At 57.6% G+C, this 20940-nt stretch carries 18 protein-coding genes; 8 read left to right on the top strand and 10 right to left on the bottom strand.

Going from position 1 to position 20940, the window contains the following annotated elements:
• Positions 1-135: 135 nt before the first annotated feature.
• Together cysS and U740_RS10935 are read right to left on the bottom strand one after the other, a co-directional pair.
• Positions 136-1533 (bottom strand): cysteine--tRNA ligase, encoded by a 1398-nt coding sequence (gene cysS / locus U740_RS10930; protein WP_036860734.1) that lies wholly within the window; start codon positions 1531-1533, stop codon positions 136-138.
• Between the two features lie 48 nt (positions 1534-1581).
• Entirely contained in the window at positions 1582-3252 is a 1671-nt protein-coding gene (locus U740_RS10935; protein WP_036862017.1) for a glutamine--tRNA ligase/YqeY domain fusion protein, read from the bottom strand.
• Between the two features lie 168 nt (positions 3253-3420).
• Between U740_RS10935 and U740_RS10940 the strand changes: the two genes are divergently transcribed.
• The 3 genes from U740_RS10940 to U740_RS10950 all read left to right on the top strand — a co-directional run bounded on the left by U740_RS10940 (position 3421) and on the right by U740_RS10950 (position 5694).
• Entirely contained in the window at positions 3421-4320 is a 900-nt protein-coding gene (locus U740_RS10940; protein WP_036860736.1) for a DMT family transporter, read from the top strand.
• Positions 4321-4431: 111 nt separating this feature from the next.
• On the top strand, positions 4432-4941 hold the full coding sequence (locus tag U740_RS10945; protein ID WP_036860739.1) for a peptidylprolyl isomerase: 510 nt from the start codon (positions 4432-4434) through the stop codon (positions 4939-4941).
• Positions 4942-4971: 30 nt separating this feature from the next.
• The gene (locus U740_RS10950; RefSeq protein WP_036860740.1) at positions 4972-5694 is read left to right on the top strand and encodes a UDP-2,3-diacylglucosamine diphosphatase; all 723 of its coding nucleotides are present in this window, start codon (positions 4972-4974) and stop codon (positions 5692-5694) included.
• A 9-nt stretch (positions 5695-5703) separates the two neighbouring features.
• Here U740_RS10950 and U740_RS10955 read toward each other — a convergent pair whose 3' ends face one another.
• The 7 genes from U740_RS10955 to U740_RS10985 form a co-directional block, all read right to left on the bottom strand.
• Complete coding sequence (locus tag U740_RS10955) at positions 5704-6855, bottom strand: ABC transporter permease (protein WP_051921677.1); 1152 nt, start codon at positions 6853-6855, stop codon at positions 5704-5706.
• Positions 6856-6896: 41 nt separating this feature from the next.
• On the bottom strand, positions 6897-8141 hold the full coding sequence (locus tag U740_RS10960) for an ABC transporter permease (RefSeq protein WP_200877079.1): 1245 nt from the start codon (positions 8139-8141) through the stop codon (positions 6897-6899).
• Positions 8080-8784: an ABC transporter ATP-binding protein gene (locus U740_RS10965; RefSeq protein ID WP_036860745.1), complete on the bottom strand. Its 705-nt coding sequence runs from the start codon at positions 8782-8784 to the stop codon at positions 8080-8082. The genes U740_RS10960 and U740_RS10965 overlap by 62 nt, the downstream gene beginning before the upstream one ends.
• Positions 8777-9919, bottom strand: coding sequence for an efflux RND transporter periplasmic adaptor subunit (locus U740_RS10970; RefSeq protein WP_036860747.1), 1143 nt, complete (start codon positions 9917-9919; stop codon positions 8777-8779). Before U740_RS10970 ends, U740_RS10965 begins: the two co-directional genes overlap by 8 nt.
• Positions 9920-10053: 134 nt before the next feature.
• The gene (locus tag U740_RS10975) at positions 10054-11685 is read right to left on the bottom strand and encodes a tRNA-dihydrouridine synthase (protein ID WP_036860749.1); all 1632 of its coding nucleotides are present in this window, start codon (positions 11683-11685) and stop codon (positions 10054-10056) included.
• Positions 11686-11761: 76 nt separating this feature from the next.
• Complete coding sequence (miaE, locus tag U740_RS10980; protein ID WP_051921493.1) at positions 11762-12427, bottom strand: MiaE family protein; 666 nt, start codon at positions 12425-12427, stop codon at positions 11762-11764.
• A gap of 32 nt (positions 12428-12459) precedes the next feature.
• Entirely contained in the window at positions 12460-13107 is a 648-nt protein-coding gene (locus tag U740_RS10985) for a glutathione S-transferase family protein (protein WP_051921496.1), read from the bottom strand.
• Positions 13108-13360: 253 nt separating this feature from the next.
• Here U740_RS10985 and acnB point away from each other — a divergent pair, with 253 nt between their 5' ends.
• The 4 genes from acnB to U740_RS11005 all read left to right on the top strand — a co-directional run bounded on the left by acnB (position 13361) and on the right by U740_RS11005 (position 19411).
• The gene (gene acnB, locus U740_RS10990; protein WP_036860751.1) at positions 13361-15970 is read left to right on the top strand and encodes a bifunctional aconitate hydratase 2/2-methylisocitrate dehydratase; all 2610 of its coding nucleotides are present in this window, start codon (positions 13361-13363) and stop codon (positions 15968-15970) included.
• Between the two features lie 142 nt (positions 15971-16112).
• Positions 16113-17336 carry a polyhydroxyalkanoate depolymerase gene (phaZ, locus tag U740_RS10995; protein WP_036860752.1) on the top strand — a complete coding sequence of 408 codons (1224 nt, stop codon included), beginning with the start codon at positions 16113-16115 and terminating at the stop codon, positions 17334-17336.
• 162 nt (positions 17337-17498) lie between these two features.
• Complete coding sequence (trhP, locus tag U740_RS11000; RefSeq protein ID WP_036860753.1) at positions 17499-18824, top strand: prephenate-dependent tRNA uridine(34) hydroxylase TrhP; 1326 nt, start codon at positions 17499-17501, stop codon at positions 18822-18824.
• Positions 18825-18922: 98 nt separating this feature from the next.
• Positions 18923-19411 (top strand): J domain-containing protein, encoded by a 489-nt coding sequence (locus U740_RS11005; protein ID WP_036860754.1) that lies wholly within the window; start codon positions 18923-18925, stop codon positions 19409-19411.
• Positions 19412-19417: 6 nt separating this feature from the next.
• Here U740_RS11005 and U740_RS11010 read toward each other — a convergent pair whose 3' ends face one another.
• Positions 19418-20206 (bottom strand): methyltransferase domain-containing protein, encoded by a 789-nt coding sequence (locus U740_RS11010; protein ID WP_235189861.1) that lies wholly within the window; start codon positions 20204-20206, stop codon positions 19418-19420.
• A gap of 205 nt (positions 20207-20411) precedes the next feature.
• On the opposite strand from U740_RS11010, the gene U740_RS11015 reads away from it, so the two are divergent.
• On the top strand, positions 20412-20888 hold the full coding sequence (locus tag U740_RS11015) for a DUF3015 domain-containing protein (RefSeq protein ID WP_235189862.1): 477 nt from the start codon (positions 20412-20414) through the stop codon (positions 20886-20888).
• Positions 20889-20940: the final 52 nt, after the last annotated feature.

The raw sequence follows: 20940 nt of genomic DNA on the forward strand, positions 1-20940 counted from the left end.
CTGTTTCATAACGTCACGAGCGAAGGTGAGACAAGGCAAAAATGGCCGAAAAAGCGGAGTTTACATTGAGTAAATGAGCAATTTGAGGCCATTTTTAACACAGTATCACCGAGCGCAGTAGTTATGAAATAGCTTCTAGTCCCGGCGCCAGGTTGTGCCTTCTCTGGAGTCTTCGAGAACGACACCCTGTGCCGCCAGGTCATCGCGAATCTGGTCGGCGCGGGCGAAGTCACGATTTTTCTTGGCAGCGACGCGCTCGGCAATCAGTGTTTCGATTTGTTCGGCGTCCGGGCCATCGCTGGCGATTCCCTGCAGAAAGGTTTTGGGTTCCACCGTGAAGATACCGAACACACCGCCCAACGCTTTTAACTCGGCGGCCAGTTTCGCCGCCTGAGCCGGGTCGGTTTTGGCACAGGTGTTCATGTCCCGCACCAGGTCATACATGGCGGCCAGTGCATCGCGGGTGTTGAAGTCGTCATCCATGGATTCGACAAAACGGCGGTAGTAGTCACTGGCGTGCAGTGTATCGAGAGCTGCGGGAGCCGCTTCGGTAAAGGGAAGCAACGCGGTGTAGAAACGGTCGAGGCCGCCCTTGGCCTCGATCAGATTCTCTTCGGAATAATTGATGGGACTGCGGTAGTGACTGGACAGCAGGAAGTAGCGCACCACTTCCGGATGGTATTTTTTCAGCACTTCGCGGATGGTGAAGAAATTGTTCAGTGACTTGGACATTTTCTCGTTGTCCACCCGCACCGCACCGGCGTGCATCCAGTAATGCACGTATTTTTTACCGGTGGCGGATTCGCTCTGGGCGATTTCGTTTTCGTGGTGGGGAAACGGCAGATCCGGCCCGCCACCGTGGATATCGAAGGTGTCACCCAGACAACAGGTGGACATGGCGGAGCACTCGATATGCCAGCCGGGACGACCGGGGCCCCAGGGGGATTCCCAACTCACTTCGCCGGGTTTGGCACTTTTCCAGAGGGCAAAATCGCGGGGGTCTTCCTTGGCTTCGTCCACCTCGACGCGGGCACCAGCCAGCAGGTCTTCGGGGTTGCGACCACTGAGTTTGCCGTAGTCGGCAAACCGACTGACCCGGTAGTAGACATCACCATTGTCGGCGGCATAGGCGTAGTGGTTGTCCACCAGAATCTGCACCATGGCGAGGATATCGTCCATATAGGCGGTGGCGCGGGGTTCCAGATCGGGCCGCAGCACACCAAGGGCATCCTCGTCCTCGTGCATGGCGTCGATCATCCGGTCGGTGAGCGCCGTATAGGGTTCGCCATTGTCGTTGGCGCGGTTGAGAATCTTGTCGTCGATGTCGGTAATGTTGCGCACGTAGGTGACATCCCAGCCCCGGGTTCTCAGGTAGCGGGTGATCACGTCAAACGCCACCAGTACCCGGGCGTGACCGATATGGCAGTAGTCGTAAACGGTGATACCGCAGACGTACATGCGAATCTTGCCCGCCTCGATGGGTTTGAAGACTTCTTTCTGCCGGGTCAGAGTGTTGTATAGAGTCAGTGCCATAGTGCCTTGTCTTATCAATAAGCGGGGTCTTCAGTTGGACCCCGACGGTCAGCTTTTCCAGTTATCCCTGAGTTCGATGGTGCGGTTAAACACCAGGGTATTCTCGCTACCGGATTCCGTATCCCGACAGAAATAACCTTCCCGCTCGAACTGATAGTTATCCCCTGCAACGGCCTCCGCAAGACCGATTTCGCCCTTGCAACCGGACAATACCGTCAGCGATGCCGGGTTGATGAAGTCGAGGAAGTTGCGATCGCCCGCCTCCGGCGCCGGATCGCTGAACAGCCGGTCATAGAGCCGCACTTCACAGTCCACGCACTCCGTCGCGGATACCCAGTGAACCACACCGCGGGGACGAATGCCCTCGGGCGGATCTTCGCCGTGAGTGCCGGGAATCATTTCCGCCAGAATTTCGACGATCTCGCCGCGGTCATCCTTCACCACTTCGTTGGCCTGAATGACACAGGCACCGCGCAGCCGCACCCACTCGCCGGGCACCAGCCGCTTGAATTTCTTGCGGGACAGACTGCTGTCTTCGTTGAAGTCCTCGCGGTCGATATAGATTTCCCGGGTAAAGGGCAATTGGCGCTCACCGAGGTCATCGCGATTGGGATGACCGGCCACAGTGCGCATGTCCACCTCGCCGTCGGGCACATTGGTGAGCGTCACTTTCAGGGGATGCAGAACACACATGGCCCGCGGGGCATTGTCGTTGAGATCGTCACGGATAAAGTGCTCGAACTGGGCCATGTCCACCACACCGTCAGTCTTGGCCACTGCCAGGCTGTCACAGAAATTGCGAATTGCCCGGGGGGTTACGCCCCGACGGCGCAGACCGGAGAGCGTCGGCATACGCGGATCATTCCAGCCGCTGACATGGCCCTCATCCACCAGCTGTTTGAGCTTGCGTTTGCTGGTAATGCTGTAATTCAGATTGAGCCGGCCAAACTCGAACTGACGCGGCTTTGACGGCACCGGCAGATTGTCGATAAACCACTCGTACAACGGTCGGTTGGCGGCGAATTCCAGTGTGCAGATGGAGTGGGTCACCCCCTCGATCGCATCTTCCTGACCGTGGGCGAAATCGTAGGAGGGGTAGATGTTCCAGGTGTCGCCGGTGCGGTGATGGGATCTTTTCTTGACCCGGTACAACACCGGGTCGCGCAGGTTGATATTGGGCGAGGCCATGTCAATCTTGGCCCGCAGGGTCATGCGGCCCTCGTCAATGGCACCGGTTTTCATCTGTTCCAGCAGTACCAGATTGTCTTCAACGGAACGATCCCGCCAGGGGCTGTTTTTGCCCGGCTCGGTGAGGGTGCCGCGGTATTCGCGCATCTGCTCGCCATTCAGCTCGCAGACAAAGGCCTTGCCCTCCCGAATCAGGTACTGGGCCCACAGGTACAACTGCTCGAAATAATCTGAGGCATAGCGCACCTCACCATCCCACTGAAAACCCAGCCAGCGCACGTCGTCGATAATCGCCTTGACGTACTCGTCCTCTTCTTTTTCCGGATTGGTATCGTCAAAACGGAGGTTGCACGCGCCACCGAACTGCTCGGCCAGCCCAAAGTTCAGGCAGATGGATTTGGCGTGCCCGAGGTGCAGGTAACCGTTGGGTTCCGGGGGAAAACGGGTGATCACTCTCGTCACCGAGCCATCGGCCAGCTCCCGGGAGATCAACTGCTGAATAAAATTGAGCGGTTTATTATCGTCTGCCATACTGCAGCCCCGCCGGGCCATCCTCCGCAAAAAAGAGCCGGATTATAGCCTCCGGGGAAGCCTGTATAAACAACTGATCACCAACCGTCCGGGATTCTTCAGCTTCCGCCCTGTATGAATCCTCTGCAAAACACCAGAATCGAGCTGTGAGTTAACCCTATTCCCGCCATGCACCCCAATCTCCGAGCCATTCTCTACCTGCAGCTCTGCCTGATGTTTTTCCTGGTGGGCGACTCGGTGGCGAAGCGCCTGCTGGAGACAATTCCCCTCGGCCAGATGATCTGTCTGCGCACCGCCGCTTCATTGCTGGTACTGACGGCGTTTATTCTGGCCACCGGCCGCCTGCGAACCCTGCGTGTCAGCAAACCCGTGCACCAACTGTTGCGCAGCCTATTCTTTACCGTGATCAGCCTCGGCTACTATGTGGCGATCAAGCATTTTCCGATCAGTGCAGTGAGTGCCGCGACTGCGGGTGCACCGATCCTGATTTCGGCCATATCGCCACTGATTCTCAAGGAGCGGGCCAACGCCATTCAGTGGCTGGCCACCATCACCGGTTTTATCGGAGTCTGCCTGGTACTGAAGCCGGATGTCAGCAATTCCGGCTGGCACTATCTGGCGCTGACGGTCCTGCCCCTCGCCTTTGCCATCATGATTCTCTGGTCGCGCTATCTGTCCCGCACCGAATCGGACTGGTCGATGAACTATTACATCTATATCCCGCTTTTGCTGGCGGCATTTTTCTGGCAGCAGGAAGCCTGGATTGCCCTGGATAACAAAACGCTGCTGATGGTTCTGGTCTCCGGCAGCGGCGGAGCATTTGGTTTTATCATGATGGTGGCGGCCTACCGGGTGGGCAAGCCGGTGATCGTGGCACCGTTTCAGTACACGGCCATCATCATGGCGCTCGGCGTGGATATAATCTTCTGGCAGTTCTACCCCAACCTGGGCCTGTGGATCGGGATTGGCCTGATTCTGTTGTGCGCTGGAATACAGGGTTGGCAGGCACGCATTGAAGAACCGGCGATCACCCCGCATCTGCGCCCGGAGGACACCCACACCCCCTGAATTTGCTATGAAGCCCGGGCACTGGCGCCGGGCCAGAGTAAAGCGGTTTAAATTCAACCCTGAAAAACGTAATATACGCACCTCTTTCGACAGTCACAGGGTTCACTACAGATGATTACACTGCACACAAATTACGGCGATGTCAGCCTTGAGCTGGATTTCGATAATGCGCCGGTTTCCTCCGCTAATTTTTTGCAGTACTGCCGCGAAGGTTTCTATGAAGGAACCATCTTCCATCGCGTCATTGACGGATTCATGATTCAGGGCGGCGGCATGACGGCCGATATGCAAAACAAACCTACTCGCGATCCCATTCAGAACGAGGCCGATAACGGTCTCGCCAATGAAACCGGCACCCTGGCGATGGCACGGACCAATGATCCCCATTCCGCCAGTTCACAGTTCTTCATCAACGTTTCCGACAACACTTTTCTCAACCACAGCGGCAAGAACCCCCAGGGTTGGGGCTATGCGGTATTTGCCCGGGTCACCGATGGCATGGATGTGGTCAACAAAATCAAGGGTGTACCCACTGGCCGTCACGGCATGCATCAGGATGTGCCCAAGGATCCGGTGGAAATCCAGAAGGTCACCGTCAGCGATGCTTACGCGGATAAATAAGGTCACTCCAGGCCATGGCAGGTGGTGCTGATGACCACACTGCTGATATCCGATCTGCACCTTTCCCCAGAACGCCCGGCGGTAACCCGGGCGTTTTTTGCTTTTCTGGAAAATCACGCCGACGACATCAAGGCGCTGTATATCCTCGGCGATCTGTTCGAGGCATGGGTCGGGGATGATGACCCCGCGCCACTGGCCCGCCAGGTGATTGCAGCGCTGAAAAAACTGTCCGATAGCGGTGTCAGACTATTCTTTACCCACGGCAACCGCGATTTCTTGATCGGCAAACAATTCGCCCGGGAAAGCGGAGCCACCCTGCTGCCCGACCACCATCTTGACGAGCTGGGCGGCCAGCGCGTGCTGCTTCTGCATGGTGATACCCTGTGTACCGGCGATGCCGACTATCAGAAATTTCGCCGCAAGTACCGCCATCCGCTGGTGAAATTTCTGTTGCGCCACCTGCCGCTCAAAAAACGTCAGAAGATGGCGGTGGAGTGGCGGCAGAAGAGCATGCGAGCCAACGCCAACAAGTCGGACAATATCATGGATGTGTCGGAGGAGACTGTGGCGCAACTGATGGCACAGTACCAGGTGAAACTGATGATTCACGGCCACACCCACCGCCCCTATCACCACCATATGGCCTTTGGTGAACGGCTGGTTCTGGGTGACTGGCATCAACGGGGCTGGTATATCCGCATCGAAGGAGACCACCCGCCGGAACTGATTTCCTTCCCCATCGAAGAAAGCTGAACCAGGCGTCTATTCAGCCCTGAGGGCATCAATAGGGCTGAGCCGGGTGGCATTCAGCGCTGGCCGCACACCGGCCATCAGGCCGATCAGCATGGACACCAACAGCGCCACCAATACGATTTCCCCCTTCAGGGCCACCGGCAGTCCCGGCACAAACAGCCGTACGCCCACCACCAGCAGTGCAATCACCAGCACACCGGCCAGCCCGCCCACCAACCCCAGCATTACCGCCTCACCCAGAAACAGGTTGCGAACCTGACTGCGGGTGCTACCCAGAGCCCGCAACAACCCCACCTCGGAGGTGCGTTCGGTCACGGTGATCATCAGGATGGTGGTGATGCCGACGGCTCCCACCAGCAGGGAAATCGCCCCCAGCCCGCCGCCGGCGTATTTCAGGATGCGCAGGATATTGTCCATGGTCGCCATCATCTGATCCTGGGTGACGATGGTGAAATCCTCGAAACCGTGGCGCTCGATCAACAGCCGCCTGATGTTTTCCGTGAGTCGCTCGGTGGGCACGGCGGGGCTGTAGAAAACGTCCACCTCCATGAGGCTTTCGCGGTTGAATATCTGCAGTCCCTTGTTGGCGGGGATATAGATCATGTCGTCCAGATCGGTGCCAAGAAACTGCCCTTTGGGCGCCATGACGCCGATCACCCGGAAACGGTTGCCGCCAATGTGGACAAACTCTCCCAGGGGATTGTCACCGCCAAACAACTCCCGTTTCAGTTTGCTGCCCAGTACCGCAAAGGCCCGCGCCCGCTGAATATCCTCCTGGGGCAGAAACGAACCCTGTGACACCTCCAGTTTCCAGGCCTTGTCCGCCAGGGCGCCGACGCCGGCCACATCGGTGTAGCGGCTGCGCCCCACAGCCTTGATCTGCGCGGTGCCGAACACCACCGGCACCACCTGCTCCACTCCCGGGATGCGCTTCAGCGCTTCGGAGTCCTCCAGGGACAGGGGACGGGTGGTGTTGAGGATACCGCCCATGCCAAAGGTCTCTGTCTTGCCCGGGGTAATGGCGACAATATGGCTGCCGAACTGGGTAAATTCCTGAATGACGAATTGCCGCAGCCCCTCTCCCAAAGAACTCAGCAACACCATGGCTGCAATACCAATGGCAAAACCGACGATGGTCAGTACAGATCGCAGGCGCTGCATCCACAGGGCCCGGAAAATCCAGCGCAGGTAATCGAGAAAATTCACAGGTCCTGCCCCCGCATGGCCAGCACCGGGTCCAGGGCCGCCGCACGCCGCGCCGGAATCAGCGAGAACACCAGCCCCGACAACAGCGCCGTACCCACCGCTGCGGGCACCGACCACCAGGGAGGCGCCAGCGGAAAGGCGGGCCATAGCCGGGCGACAACCAGCACCGCCACCCAAGCCACGGCAACGCCGGCCACGGAACCCAGGCTCACCAGCAGCAGGGATTCCCCGAGAAACAGTTGCCTCACCTGACGACTACTGCCGCCCAACGCTTTCAACAGACCAATTTCCCGGCGCCGCTGGCTGACGGAAATCAGACTGATATTCATGATCAGAATACCGGCCACCAGCAGACTGATCGCGGCAATGGCGGCGATGGCCAGGGTCAGGGTGGTGAGGATGTTGTTGAAGGCCGCCAGCATGGAATCCTGGCTGATCAGGGTAACGTCATCCTCGCCCTCGTGGCGCTCGCGGATAACCCCCCGCACCCGCTCTTCAACCCGGTCGAAATCGGCATTGGCATCCAGTTCCAGCAGCACCCGAAACAGTCCCGGCGAATTGAACATCTGTTCGGCGGTGCGCACCGGCACAATGATCATGTCCCGCAGATCCAGCCCGAGGGACTCGCCGCGCTCCTCCAGCACGCCGATTACCCGCATGCGGCGATCACCCGCCCGCACCCACTCGCCGATGGCGCGGCGGTTACCGAACAATTCCCGTTTCAGCTTGGAGCCCAGTACACACACCGCCAGGGCTTCACTGTCTGCGCGCTCCGGCAGAATTTTGCCCTGGGCCACATCCATTTTTCGTACCTGGAATATCGCCGCGGTACTGCCCAACACGATCACCTCACGGGAGCGACTGCCCCGAGTCACCGGCGCAGTGCCGGCAATCACCGGCGCCACCGCCCTGATTGCCGGCAGGCGCTCCAGCGCCTGGGCATCTTCCAGGGTCAGGTCCCGGGGCGCGGCGCCGTAGATGGGTGGCGCGCCGCCGGTGGTTTCCTTGCGGCCGGGCAGAACGATCAGCAACTGATTGCCCAGCGCCGAGAATTCCCGGTCCACGTAGCGGCGGGCGCCTTCACCCAGGCTGGTGAGCATAATTACCGAGGCAACGCCCAGCCCCACCGCGAGCAATAGCAGCACGGTGCGCACCCGATGGCGCAAAAAGAGCTGACCGTTAAAGTGCAGTTGATCCAGCAGGCGCATTGCCGTCACCAGTGTAGGATTCGATCTGACCATCCACCATGCGGATGCGCCGCCGAGCCCGCTTTCCGAGCTGGGCGTCGTGGGTCACCACCAGCAGGGTGATACCCTCGCGATTGAGGTTTTCCAGCACCTCCACCACCTCGGCACCAGACGCCTGATCGAGGTTGCCGGTGGGCTCGTCCGCCAACAGAATACGCGGTCTCATGACAATGGCCCGGGCGATGGCCACCCGCTGCAACTGTCCCCCGGAAAGCTGGTTGGGCCGGTGCCCGGCCCGATCCGCCAAACCCACCTGCTCCAGCACATCCAGCGCACTCTGGCGGCGTTTTTTGGGGGCGATCCCCGCCAGCATCATGGGCAACTCGACATTTTCCAGAGTGGTCAGGCGGTTGATCAGGTGAAATGCCTGAAAGATGAAACCGACGTAGTCGGCGCGCAACCGCGCCCGCGCCTCCTCGCCCAGTTCTTCCGTGGCGGTTCCCTCCAGACGATAGCTGCCGCTGTCCGGGCGATCCAGCAGGCCAACCATATTGAGCAGGGTGGACTTTCCCGAGCCGGAAGGCCCCATCACCGACAGGTACTCCCCGGCGTCAATGGTGATATTCACATCCCGCAGCGCCCGAAGCGGCGACTCACCCACCAGATAGGTCTTGTTGACGTCCTGCAGTTCAATCATTGGCGGTCCGGCCAGTTTTTGCCGGAGCGCCCGCTTCGACGCCCTCGCTGCCAATATTACTGACGATCAGCTCGCCCTCTTTCAACCCTTCCAGCACTTCGGTATAGCGCCAGTTGGTCAAACCCTTGTGAATCTGACGGCGTTGCAGAATACCCTCGTCGTCCACCACCAGCACATACTCGTCATCCACCACCAGTTCCGAGGGAATGCGCAGAGCGTTGTCGCCGCTGTCGAGAATGATTTCCATATCTGCGCTGTAACCGGCCAGCAATCTGACATCTTCCGGCAGTGGCTCCAGCTCCGCTTCCACTTCCACAGTGCGGGCCTGTTTTTCCTGATCGAGAATGTAGGGCGAGATGCGCCTTACGGTGGCGGGGAAAACCCGATCACGGAAGGCGTCCAGGGTGACGCGAACCGGCAGGCCCAGAGCGATATTCGAGGCGTCCACTTCGTCGATGGGCGCACTAATGTAGTGACAGTCATCGGTGAGCAGGTCGATGGCCGGCGGCGTCATCACGCCCGGTGGAGACGGCGTGGCATATTCTCCCACCTCCCCGGTCACCTCGGCGACGGCACCGTCAAAGGGCGCCCGCAGGAAGGTCTGCTCCAGCACAGCGGCGGCGACGGAAACGGCGGCGGCGGCCTGCACCACCCGAGCCTTGGCCGCCTCGCAACTGGCAGAACTGGCCTGGGCCCTGGATTCAGCCAGATCCGCCGACTCCTCGGACACCAGATTCCTTTCCGCCAGGTTGGTCAGTCGCCTCGCCTCGCGCAGATCGGATTGCGCGGAAATGCAGATACTCTGGTGCTCCTGCTGGGCCGACACCTCGGAGGCTTGCGCCACCTGTAATTGCGCCTCGCGATCCTTGTTCCACAGCACCATCAGCAGCTGCCCGGCCACAACCTGATCGCCCTCGTCCACCAGCAACCGGTCGATGCGCCCGCCAATGGACAGGGCCAGCCGGGAGCGCTGGCAGGCTTCGACGGTACCGGCACGGGTATTGGCCACAGTGCGCTCCACCACACCCCTCTCAACCGGAACAACCGTGACAGTGACCGGTTCAGGACGCGACCAGTAATAAAAGAGTGCGGCAAGGACTGCCAGAACGGCCAAGGTGATTAGGCTTTTTTTCATCCGCGACGTCTCATGCAAGTTGAAGTTACGCTATGACATCATAAGCTTTGTTGTGCAGGATGCGCGTTGACCTGTATCGGCCTATCTGTAAAAAATGATACCGCCAAAAAAAAACGGCCCACAGGCCGTTTTGATTAGACGACCGAAGCACCGTCCATGAAGGGGCCATCCACGCAGATTCTTCGCCCGTCCGGGGCGGCACAGGCACCACAGAGGCCAACGCCGCATTTGGTCAGGTAATCAATGGCACTGAAGATCTGATCATCGCCGCAGAACTCCCTTTCCACGGCCACGGCGGCGCGCACCATAGGGGACGGCCCGCAATTGTAGAAAATGAGGTTTTTTCGTTCTGCCGGGGGCAGCTGTTGTAAATACTCCCGCAGCAATTCGGTGACAAAACCGTGAAAGCCCTCGCTGCCATCATCGGTGGAGACATGCACCGGGGCAATCTTGCGGCACTCGTCGAGGAAATACAGCCGCTCCGCGGTGCGTGCGCCGGTAAAAATTTCACTGTTGGGGAAATCCCTCGCCAGCTGGTAAACCGCCGCGAGACCGGTGCCACCACTGACAGTAATGATTTTGGCGCCGGCTGGCGGGGCAACGGCCATGCCGTGGGGGCCGCGCACATAAGCTTCAGTGCCGGGCTGCAGTGACATCAACTCGTGGGTAAACAACCCCACATCAATCACCGCCAGCGAGAAAGGGTCGTCGGTGAGAGCCGAGAACGGTTTTTCACCCACCCCCGGTATCCATAAAAAGACAAACTCACCAGCCTGTACATCCACCTTGCGGTCAAAGGTGAGGATGCAGATATCGTCCGTTACCCGCTCATTGGACACCAGTATCACGGGGCGGAACTGCATATCCACATCGTAGCGAATCATCTGCTCCGCAGCGTTGCTGCCCTGCGCCATGTCGCGCTCCAGGGTACGGAAATACTCGCCCATTTCGTCGGTGGTCAGGCCAATCAGCGCGGAACCCACACCGACAATATCGGCACCGGCATCGCGGAAAGCCCGCACATCATCAGCACTGCTGACGCCGCCGCAACCGATGATGGGACAATCCACCGCCTCGGCCATTTCCCGCACGCATTTCAGGCCGATAGGCAGAACACCCTTACCGGACATGCCGCCGGAACCGTGACTCAGCACCGGATGGCCGTGTGACGAAGTGTAACCGGGCCCCACGGTATTGATCGCGCAGAGCGCATCGGCTCCACCGGCCACGGCTGCTCTGGCGATCTCGGCAATATTCGGTGTATTGGGCGTGAGCTTGGGGATCACCGGGATATTCACCGCAGCCTTGACCGCTGCGGTGATCTGGCGAACCAGTTCCGGATCCTGGCCCATTGCCATACCGTAACCCTTGGCGTGGGGACAGGACAGATTCAGCTCCAACCCATCAGATACCGGGGCGACAATTTTGGCCACCTCAACAAATTCCTCGACACTGCCGCCAAAAATGGAGGTGAGCAGGAAGCGATCTTCCGGCACCCGCAGGGTTGCCAACTGGGCAGCGAGCTGTTCGGCACCGGGATTGGTGAGTCCTACCGCATTCACGAAACAACCGGGCGCATACTGGCTGATCACGGGCTCCCGGTAACCGGACCTCGGGGTCAGACCGACACTCTTTGTCGTGATAACACCGACTTCGGGCATGGTGTCAAAAATACGCTGAATAATGGATGTGGCCGTGGTCACAATACCGGAAGGAATGGTGTACGGGGCGGTAATCTGCTTGGTAAGAAAGGGTACTTTTGACATTGACAGGGACTGACCTGAGAGAAATAAGGAAGGAGCAGAAGGATAAACGTCCTCGGGACTGAAATCCACCCGTCAACTACGCGAGAGTACCCATCGATACAACCTCGGACAACCCTCTGTCCGAGGTTACAGGCGCACCGGAATGAAAGCGGAACTCACTGTCCGGCGTTTCCACCAGAGACCGCTCTTCCCGCCGGAAAACAGCGAGACGCTCGTTCACTTCTTTCGCACCACCAGCCTGGAGGGCGAGGTCGAGATAATCCCGATAGTGCCGTCCCTCGGAGGTGAGCAACGACTGGTAAAAATTTTGCAGCTCGGGATCCAGGAAGGGTGCCACTCTGGCAAAACGTTCACAGGAGCGGGCCTCGATAAAGGCGCCGACAATCAGGGTATCCAGCAATTTCGCCGGTTCATGGGTGCGCACCTTGCCGCGCAATCCCGCCGCGTAGCGGGCGGCACTGATCGCACGATACTCGATACCGCGCTTTTGCATGATGGCAATCACCTGCTCGAAATGGCGCATTTCCTCCCGGGCCAGCCGTGACATTTTGTTGAGCAGCTCAAAATGGTCGATGTAGCGGTAAATCAGGTTTAACGCCGTGCTGGCCGCTTTCTTCTCGCAGTTAGCATGATCTATCAGCAAAACAGCCTGATTTTCCGGTTTTATTGCCTCCTCGACCCAGCTGTCAGGGGTCGGACAGGGCAGGAAAGCCTGAATTTCATCGAGCGCGGATACTGCCACAACAACGTGCCTTTGGTGATTGAGTCTGTCGATCAGGAATCAGCTGAAAAAGTGTCCCGCTCGCTGATCAGGGTATTGTCCATCTGGTGAACGATCGGTCGCGCGGCGACGGTGTAGCGCCAGTCTGCCAGATCGGTCATTTCGTCCATCGCCGTCCAGGGGACAAACTTTTTCATGGTGCTGTTGACCAGATCCAGCGCGTGGTAAGCGATGACGTCCGCATAGCTGAACTCCTTGCCACACAGGTAGGGGTCAAACCTGGCCAGCCGGGCCAGTGCGTCCAGGCCCCGCTCTACCTCAACTATCACCTGATCCACCCGCGCCTGATCCGGCGATCCTTTGCTGTCGGGATGATCAAGCAGACGGCTGACCGGCTGTTCAATATGCTGCAGCAGAATACTCATTAATTCCCTGACCTTGGCCCGCTCGAAAACATCCTCCGGCAACAATGGCACCTCCGGAATAATGTCCTCGAGAAATTCCATAATCACCGGGACATTGCTGATAAAGCCCTCCCGGGCTTCCAGAAAGGGTACTTCGCCCATGGGACTCATGGTCAGGAACAGGGGCTCCCGGCTGGGATAACTGTGGACTTCCTCAAATTCGAAGCCTTTTTCCAACAGTGCCAGTTTCACCATATTGAAATAGTGACTGGTGTGAAATCCGTACAATTTGAGCATGGCGGTTACCCGTTCTGAAACCCTCATCGGGCCTGATGGTTATACTGGAAATTGTAACAGAGAATTTACTGGGTGAATGACCGTTATCAACTGTAGCCAAGTTACCCTGAATTTTGATCTGTAGTAAGATAGCGCCCCCTATGGGCATGTCAGTACGCCCAGCCAGAATACCCACATCGGTGACGAGTCACCGATAACCCAGCCGGTGCCGATCCCGGATTGGGGACACTCACACAAAAAGAGGATACAAACTGTGCTTGAAGCCTATCGCCAACATGTGGCAGAACGTGCCGCCGAGGGAATCCCACCCAAGCCCCTGACACCCGAGTGGACCGCCGACCTGGTGGAACTGCTGAAAAACCCACCCGCCGGGGAAGAAGACTTTTTACTCGACCTTATCGCCAACCGCGTTCCACCCGGTGTGGATGAAGCGGCTTATGTCAAAGCCGGCTTTCTCAGCGCGGTAGCCAAAGGCGAAATCACCTGTCCACTGATCGACCGCCCCGCTGCAGTAACATTGCTCGGCAATATGCACGGCGGCTACAACGTCGAAACGCTGGTTCAATTGTTGGATGATGCTGACCTCGCCAACAGTGCGGCGGAACAGCTGAAAAGTACTATTCTGGTTTTCGATGCATTCCATGATGTCGCCGAAAAAGCCGATGCCGGCAACGCTCAGGCAAAAGCCGTGCTTCAGTCCTGGGCCGATGCCGAGTGGTTTACCCGGCAGGATGCTGTCCCCGAAAGTATCAAGGCCATAGTCTTCAAGGTGACTGGCGAAACCAATACCGATGATCTGTCCCCTGCACCCGATGCCTGGTCCCGTCCGGATATACCCCTGCATGCCCTGGCGGCCTACAAAATGACCCGCGACGGCCTGGCGCCCGATGAGCCAGGTAAAATCGGCCCGATGAAACAGATTGAGGACATTAAATCCAAAGGTCTGCCGGTCGCCTTTGTCGGCGACGTGGTGGGTACCGGCTCCTCTCGCAAGTCTGCAACCAACTCGGTATTGTGGTTCTTCGGCGACGACATCCCCGGTGTGCCGAACAAACGTTCCGGTGGCATCTGTATCGGCAACAAAGTCGCCCCGATTTTCTTCAACACCATGGAAGATGCCGGCGCCCTGGTCTTTGAAGCGCCAGTCGACGATATCAACATGGGCGACGTGATTGAAATTCGTCCCTATGACGGCAAGATTCTCAGCGAGTCCGGTGACGTCTTGTCCGAGTTTCACTTCAAATCCGGCGTGATTCTGGACGAAGTCCAGGCTGAAGGGCGTATCAACCTGATTGTGGGCCGTGGCCTGACCCAGCGTGCCCGCGAGCATTTGGGACTGCCCGCTTCGGACCTGTTCCGCCTGCCGGCGCAACCCGCCGACACGGGCAAGGGCTACACCCTGGCGCAAAAAATGGTCGGCAAGGCCTGTGGTCTCGAGGGCGTCCGCCCCGGCTTTTATTGCGAGCCACAAATGACCACAGTGGGCTCACAGGATACCACTGGCCCGATGACCCGGGACGAACTCAAGGATCTGGCCTGCCTCGGCTTCTCTGCCGACCTGGTGATGCAGTCTTTCTGCCACACGGCTGCCTACCCGAAACCCATTGATGTCGAAACGCAACACACCCTGCCCGATTTCATCATGAACCGCGGCGGTGTTTCCCTGCGGCCGGGCGACGGTATTATCCACAGCTGGCTGAACCGCATGCTGCTGCCCGACACAGTCGGCACCGGCGGCGATTCCCACACCCGCTTCCCCATGGGTATTTCTTTCCCCGGCGGTTCCGGTCTGGTAGCGTTTGCTGCCGCCACCGGGGTGATGCCGCTGGATATGCCTGAATCCGTACTGGTTCGCTTCAAGGGCGACCTGCAACCGGGTATCACCCTGCGCGATCTGGTACATGCCATCCCCTACTACGGCATCAAGGAAGGCCTGCTGACCGTTGAGAAAAAAGGCAAAAAGAACTTCTTCTCCGGCCGCATTCTGGAAATCGAGGGTCTCGATAAACTGACCGTGGAACAGGCGTTTGAATTGTCGGATGCATCGGCCGAACGCTCTGCTGCCGGTTGCACCATCAAGCTCAGCGAAGCCTCCGTGACGGAATATCTGAAGTCCAACATCACCCTGTTGCGCTGGATGATCGCCGAGGGCTATGGCGATGTCCGCACCCTGGAACGCCGGGTGGGCAAAATGGAAGACTGGCTCGCCAACCCCTCACTGATGCAGGCCGATGCCGACGCGGAGTACTCTGCCGTACTGGAAATCGATCTGGCAGACATCAAGGAACCGATTGTCTGCTGCCCCAACGACCCGGACGATGCACGACTGCTGTCTGACGTCGCGGGCGACAAAGTGGACGAGGTGTTTATCGGTTCCTGTATGACCAATATCGGCCACTTCCGGGCGGCGGGCAAACTGCTCAACGAAGCCCCCAGCATCAACACGACCTTCTGGATCTGCCCGCCAACCCGCATGGACGCTCACACCCTCAAGGAAGAAGGCTACTACGAGATCTATGAAAAGGTCGGCGCACGGACAGAAATGCCCGGTTGTTCGCTTTGCATGGGCAACCAGGCCCGGGTTAACCCCGGCGTCACGGTACTGTCTACTTCCACCCGCAACTTCCCCAACCGACTGGGCGACGGGGCCAATGTCTACCTCACTTCTGCCGAACTGGCCTCTGTGGGTGGCATCCTGGGCCGTCTGCCCACCACGGCTGAATACATGGAATACGCGAACAAGATCAACTCCATGTCCAGCGATATCTACCGCTACATGAACTTTGACCAGATCGCCTCCTTCCAGAAAGGGGCAGATGAGGGCAAACGGATTGCAGCAGAACAAATCGTCAATGTAGCCTGATCATGCAAGCTATTGAAAAAACCCCGCTTTTGCGGGGTTTTTTTTGCCCGACACAGAAAATTTTGCAGGTTCTGGCGATTAGGTTGCCTATTCTAATCTGCTGTGACTAAATGATTTCACACTGTTTTGGCAGGTGCTGTATATGCATTATCACTTTTACGACCTATACCGTCAGTCTCTGATGCCCGTCAACACCGCACTGGATCTGGCACACGATATCGTCACGCACGAAAAGAACCCCCTCTCCAAAACGCGTCTTGGCAGACTGCGAAAAGCCATTCTTGAATCCACGATTCGCCTCCTGAAACACTACCCGAAACAAGGGTTCGAGTACGAACCGGTGGTGATAGATGGCGTGGAATATCCGGTTCATGAAGAGGTGGTGGTGGAAAAACCCTTCTGTAATCTGTTGCGCTTCCGCCGTGAAGGTTTACCCGCCAATGCACCGAAACTGCTCTGTGTGGCAGCACTTTCCGGCCACCATGCCACGCTGTCCAGGGAAACCTTTGGTCAGTTCCTCGATGACTATGAGGTCTATGTAACCGACTGGCTCGACGCTCGCGATGTCCCTCTCTCCGAAGGTAAATTCGGTTTTGAGGAATACGTGCAGTACGTGATTGAGTTCATGGAGCATATTGGTCCCGGCAATCACATGTTCGCTATCTGTCAGGCGGCTGTACCCGGCTTGGTGGCCGTAGCGCACATGTGCAAGCACAACCATCCCGCTCGACCCAAATCCCTGATCATGATGGCTGGCCCAATCGATATCCGGATCAATCCGAACAAGTTCGGCAGAAAGGTCGAGAAAATCTCCGCGCCCCTGCTGCGTCGGGTGGCCATTCACAGGGTCCCGTCGCGCTACGACGGCGCCGGACGCAAGGTCTACCCCGGCATGGTGCAACTGGGCGGCTTCATGTCGATGAACATGCGGTCCCACGCACAAAAACATATCCAGTTCTTCAAGGACATCGCCGAAGGCAAAATTGCCGAAGCGGATCGCCATCGCGATTTCTACGATGAATACATGGCAGTACTGGACATGGACGCCGATTACTATATGGAAACCATGGAGCGTGTGTTTCTCGACCAGCACCTGCCCAAAGGTATCATGCAGTATCAGGGTGAAACCATTGACTGCGGTGATATCAAGGATGTCGCCATTCTCACTCTGGAAGGGGAAAAGGACGACATGATCAGCCTCGGCCAGACCGAAGCCGCTCTCCATCTCTGCACCCACCTTCCCAAGAAGCTGAAAAAGCACTACGTCCAGATGGGTGTCGGCCATTACGGCATTTTCAACGGCAGCAAATACCGTGAATTTGTGGCTCCACTGATGAAAGACTGGATCAACCGCCACAATAAATAATGTTACCCATCGCTGGAAAAAGGCCGGCTAATCGCCGGTCTTTTTCTTTGCTGGGTTAACGGGATTGGCCTATCGACCTGATCAATGTCCCCTACCGGTGCCGTCTGTATAAATCCTGAACAACCCTGTAGAATCCGCCCTCCATTACTCCAGGTGAATGACATGACAGAACTCCTCTCCCCCGCAGGTTCTCTCAAAAATATGCGCTATGCATTAGCCTACGGCGCCGACGCCGTCTATGCGGGCCAGCCCCGCTACAGCCTGCGGGTGCGCAACAACGAATTCAACCACCTGGATGTCATGGCAGATGCTATCGCCGAAACCCATAGACAGGGCAAACAGTTTTACATTGCCAGTAATATCTCACCCCACAATGACAAGATTCGCAGCTATCTGAAAGATATGGCACCGGTGATCGAGATGAAGCCGGATGCCCTGATCATGTCCGATCCGGGTCTGATCATGATGGTCCGCGAAAAGTGGCCGGAGATGCCCATTCACCTCTCGGTCCAGGCCAATGCGGTCAATTACGCCACCGTCAGATTCTGGCACCAGCAAGGGATTGTCCGCACCATCCTGTCACGGGAGCTGGGTCTTGAGGAGGTTGAGGAAATTCGCCAGCGCGTGCCTGAAATGGAACTGGAGGTGTTTGTGCACGGCGCCCTCTGTATTGCCTACTCGGGCCGCTGCCTGTTGTCCGGCTATATGAATCACCGGGATTCCAACCAGGGTGCCTGCACCAATGCCTGCCGCTGGAAATACGATGCCCATGAGGCTACCCAGACTGAAACGGGCGATATTATTCCCACCAAAACCTGGGAACCGGAAAAACCGGACAGCCACGATGAGGTTGAACCGATGATGCTGCTTGAGGAACAGGGGCGCCCCGGAGAAATGATGCCGGCCTTTGAAGACGAGCACGGCACCTACATCATGAATTCAAAGGATTTGCGCGCGGTCCAGCATGTGGAAAAACTGATCGCCATGGGTGTCCACTCCCTGAAAATCGAGGGTCGCACCAAGTCCCATTATTATGTGGCCCGCACGGCCCAAGTCTATCGTCGCGCCATCGACCACGCTCTGGCCGGCAAACCCTTCGACATGAGTCTGATGGCTGAACTGGATCATCTGGCCAACCGCGGTTATACCGAAGGATTCTACCGACGCCACGTACCCCAGGAATATCAGAATTATGAACAGGGCGCTTCCGGCAATCCGAACCAACAGTTTGTCGGTGAAATCTGTGGTGTTGAGCGCGAGAAAGGCTGGTTTACCGTGGATGTCAAAAACCGGTTTGAAGCCGGCGATACGCTGGAACTGATCACTCCGCAAGGCAATATGACCTTCAATCTGGACGCCCTGGAAAATCGCGATGGCGTAAAAATCGATGCGGCACCCGGCTCCGGGCATGTAGTCCGGATTCCCATGCCGGCGGATCTTCCCCTGTCGGAAGACGGCGGCTACGCCATGCTGATGCGCTACATGTAAACGTTAGCGCTGATGGACATTGGCGCGGCACGACAGCGCCAAAACCAACGGCTTCCTGCTAGACTGTAGCCCGGCGAAAACGAAAAATCCGAGGTACTGTGGCAAAGATTATCCTGTTGCTGGCTCTGGGCCTGGTGGGCTACCTGCTCTGGCAGCAATATAAGCGACAACCCCCCGAACTGCGCCGCAAAGCACTACTCCGCGGCGGTTTTTATGCTCTGTTGGGAATCATTCTGTTGCTGGTGGTCACCGGTCGTGTGCACTGGCTTCTGGCTGCGGCCACCGCCGCCCTGCCACTGCTCAAATTGTTGTTCGGATTAGCCCTGAGGGCATGGCCCTTTCTGCAGGCTCTGCGCAGAAAAAACCAGCCGCCGCCACAGCAGCAGGCAAGTGCTGGCAGCAGCGGTGAACTCAGTCAACAGGAAGCTTTCCAGTTACTCGGTCTGCAACCGGGAGCCAGTCGCCAGGCCATCATCGATGCCCACAAACGGCTTATCCAGAAGCTGCATCCGGACCGCGGCGGTAATGATTATCTGGCCTCGAAACTGAATGCCGCCCGGGATCTGCTACTGAAACTGCACAGCTAGGGCCTGTTAACAGGCCCTTTGCCGCCCATGGGCCAGCAACAGATGAATATAGCGCCCCAACCACCGGTAGGGATCCCGTCGGGAGTAGGCCAATTCCATCTCTATCACTGCTTCGGTAACGGTATTACCACCGCGGGGATTCGTCACATAATCGTGAAAGACCCGTACACCGGTAGCTGCCATCTCCGCCAGACCGGCATCATTCACCCACTGTTTGACCTGTTCGGGATAAAGCGAATTGACCGGCGTGAGACTGCCTGTATCGGGGACGAACCTGTCCCTTTTCAGCAGGTTGAAATTGCCTCGCAGCAAATTGCGATATTCAAAGGAATGCCGGTTGTAGTAGGTAAAGGACAGGCACCCTTCCGGGGCCAGGAAGCCTTGCAACTGCGGCAGCAATAATTCCGGCCTGGCCAGCCACTCCACTACCGCGTGACACAACACCAGATCGAATCGGCCCGGCTGCTGTTCCACCAATGCCTGAAACGGGCAGTGGTGCCAGGTGATCTGCTCATAGACACCGGCCTGTCGGGCAGCCACCTGCGCCACGGACAGCATCTCTGCGGACACGTCATTGACGACCACTCTGTGACCCAGACTGGCCAGGCGAATGGCCAGCTGACCGAGACCGGCACCCACATCCAGCACGGTTAACGGCTCGGCACCATGAATCTGTGGCAGATACTGTTCCAGATCCCGCCACAGCACCGCCAGACGAATCTCGCCTTTCAGACCGCCGTAGACCTTGCGTTGAAAGCGTTCGGCAAGGTCGTCAAAATTTCTATCCTGAATCATAGCCGCCATTATCCGGCAAAATGGCCTGTTTAACTGCTGTGAACTGAAATATTTTCAGGGAATACTGTACTCGCCAGAGATAGACCAACAATCTTGCGAAGTGCTTGGCAACTTCTGGCGCGATCACTGACAAAACCGCCCATACTCCCTTATACTCGCAATGCCTGTAATGAAGCAGTTTCTAATCAATATAAGGAATTTATTTATGATGCGACCAATTCTGACCGGCCTAGTGATGTTAACCGCCAGTTCATTTGCCATGGCCAGTGACACCGGTCCCGGCTGCGGCTGGGGTTCCATGCTATTCAAAGGCCAATCCGGTGTCGCCTCCCACGTTGTGGCTGCGACAACCAATGGCACTTCTGGCAACAATACCTTCGGTATGACGTCTGGCACCAATGGCTGCGATACATCCAGAACTATCAACTACACTGGCAGCAACGCCGTGGTGTTCCACAATATGGATCGCCTCTCAAACGACATTGCCAAAGGTGACGGGGAAATTCTTTCCACTGTCGCTTCAGTCATGGGAATTGAGTCCCGGGACGTGCCCACCTTCAAGCGCGTCATGCACGACAACTTCAATACCCTTTATCCGAATAGCGACGTCACCAGCGAACAGATCGTCGAGACCATGGTCTCTCTCATGGCCAACGACAAGACACTGGCCAAATACGTATAAAAACCTGGCCCGGCGGTCATTGACTGCCGGGCACCCACCCCCTTCAGGACAG

This window comes from Porticoccus hydrocarbonoclasticus MCTG13d (genome assembly GCF_000744735.1).
GTDB classification, from domain to species: Bacteria; Pseudomonadota; Gammaproteobacteria; order Pseudomonadales; family Porticoccaceae; genus Porticoccus; species Porticoccus hydrocarbonoclasticus.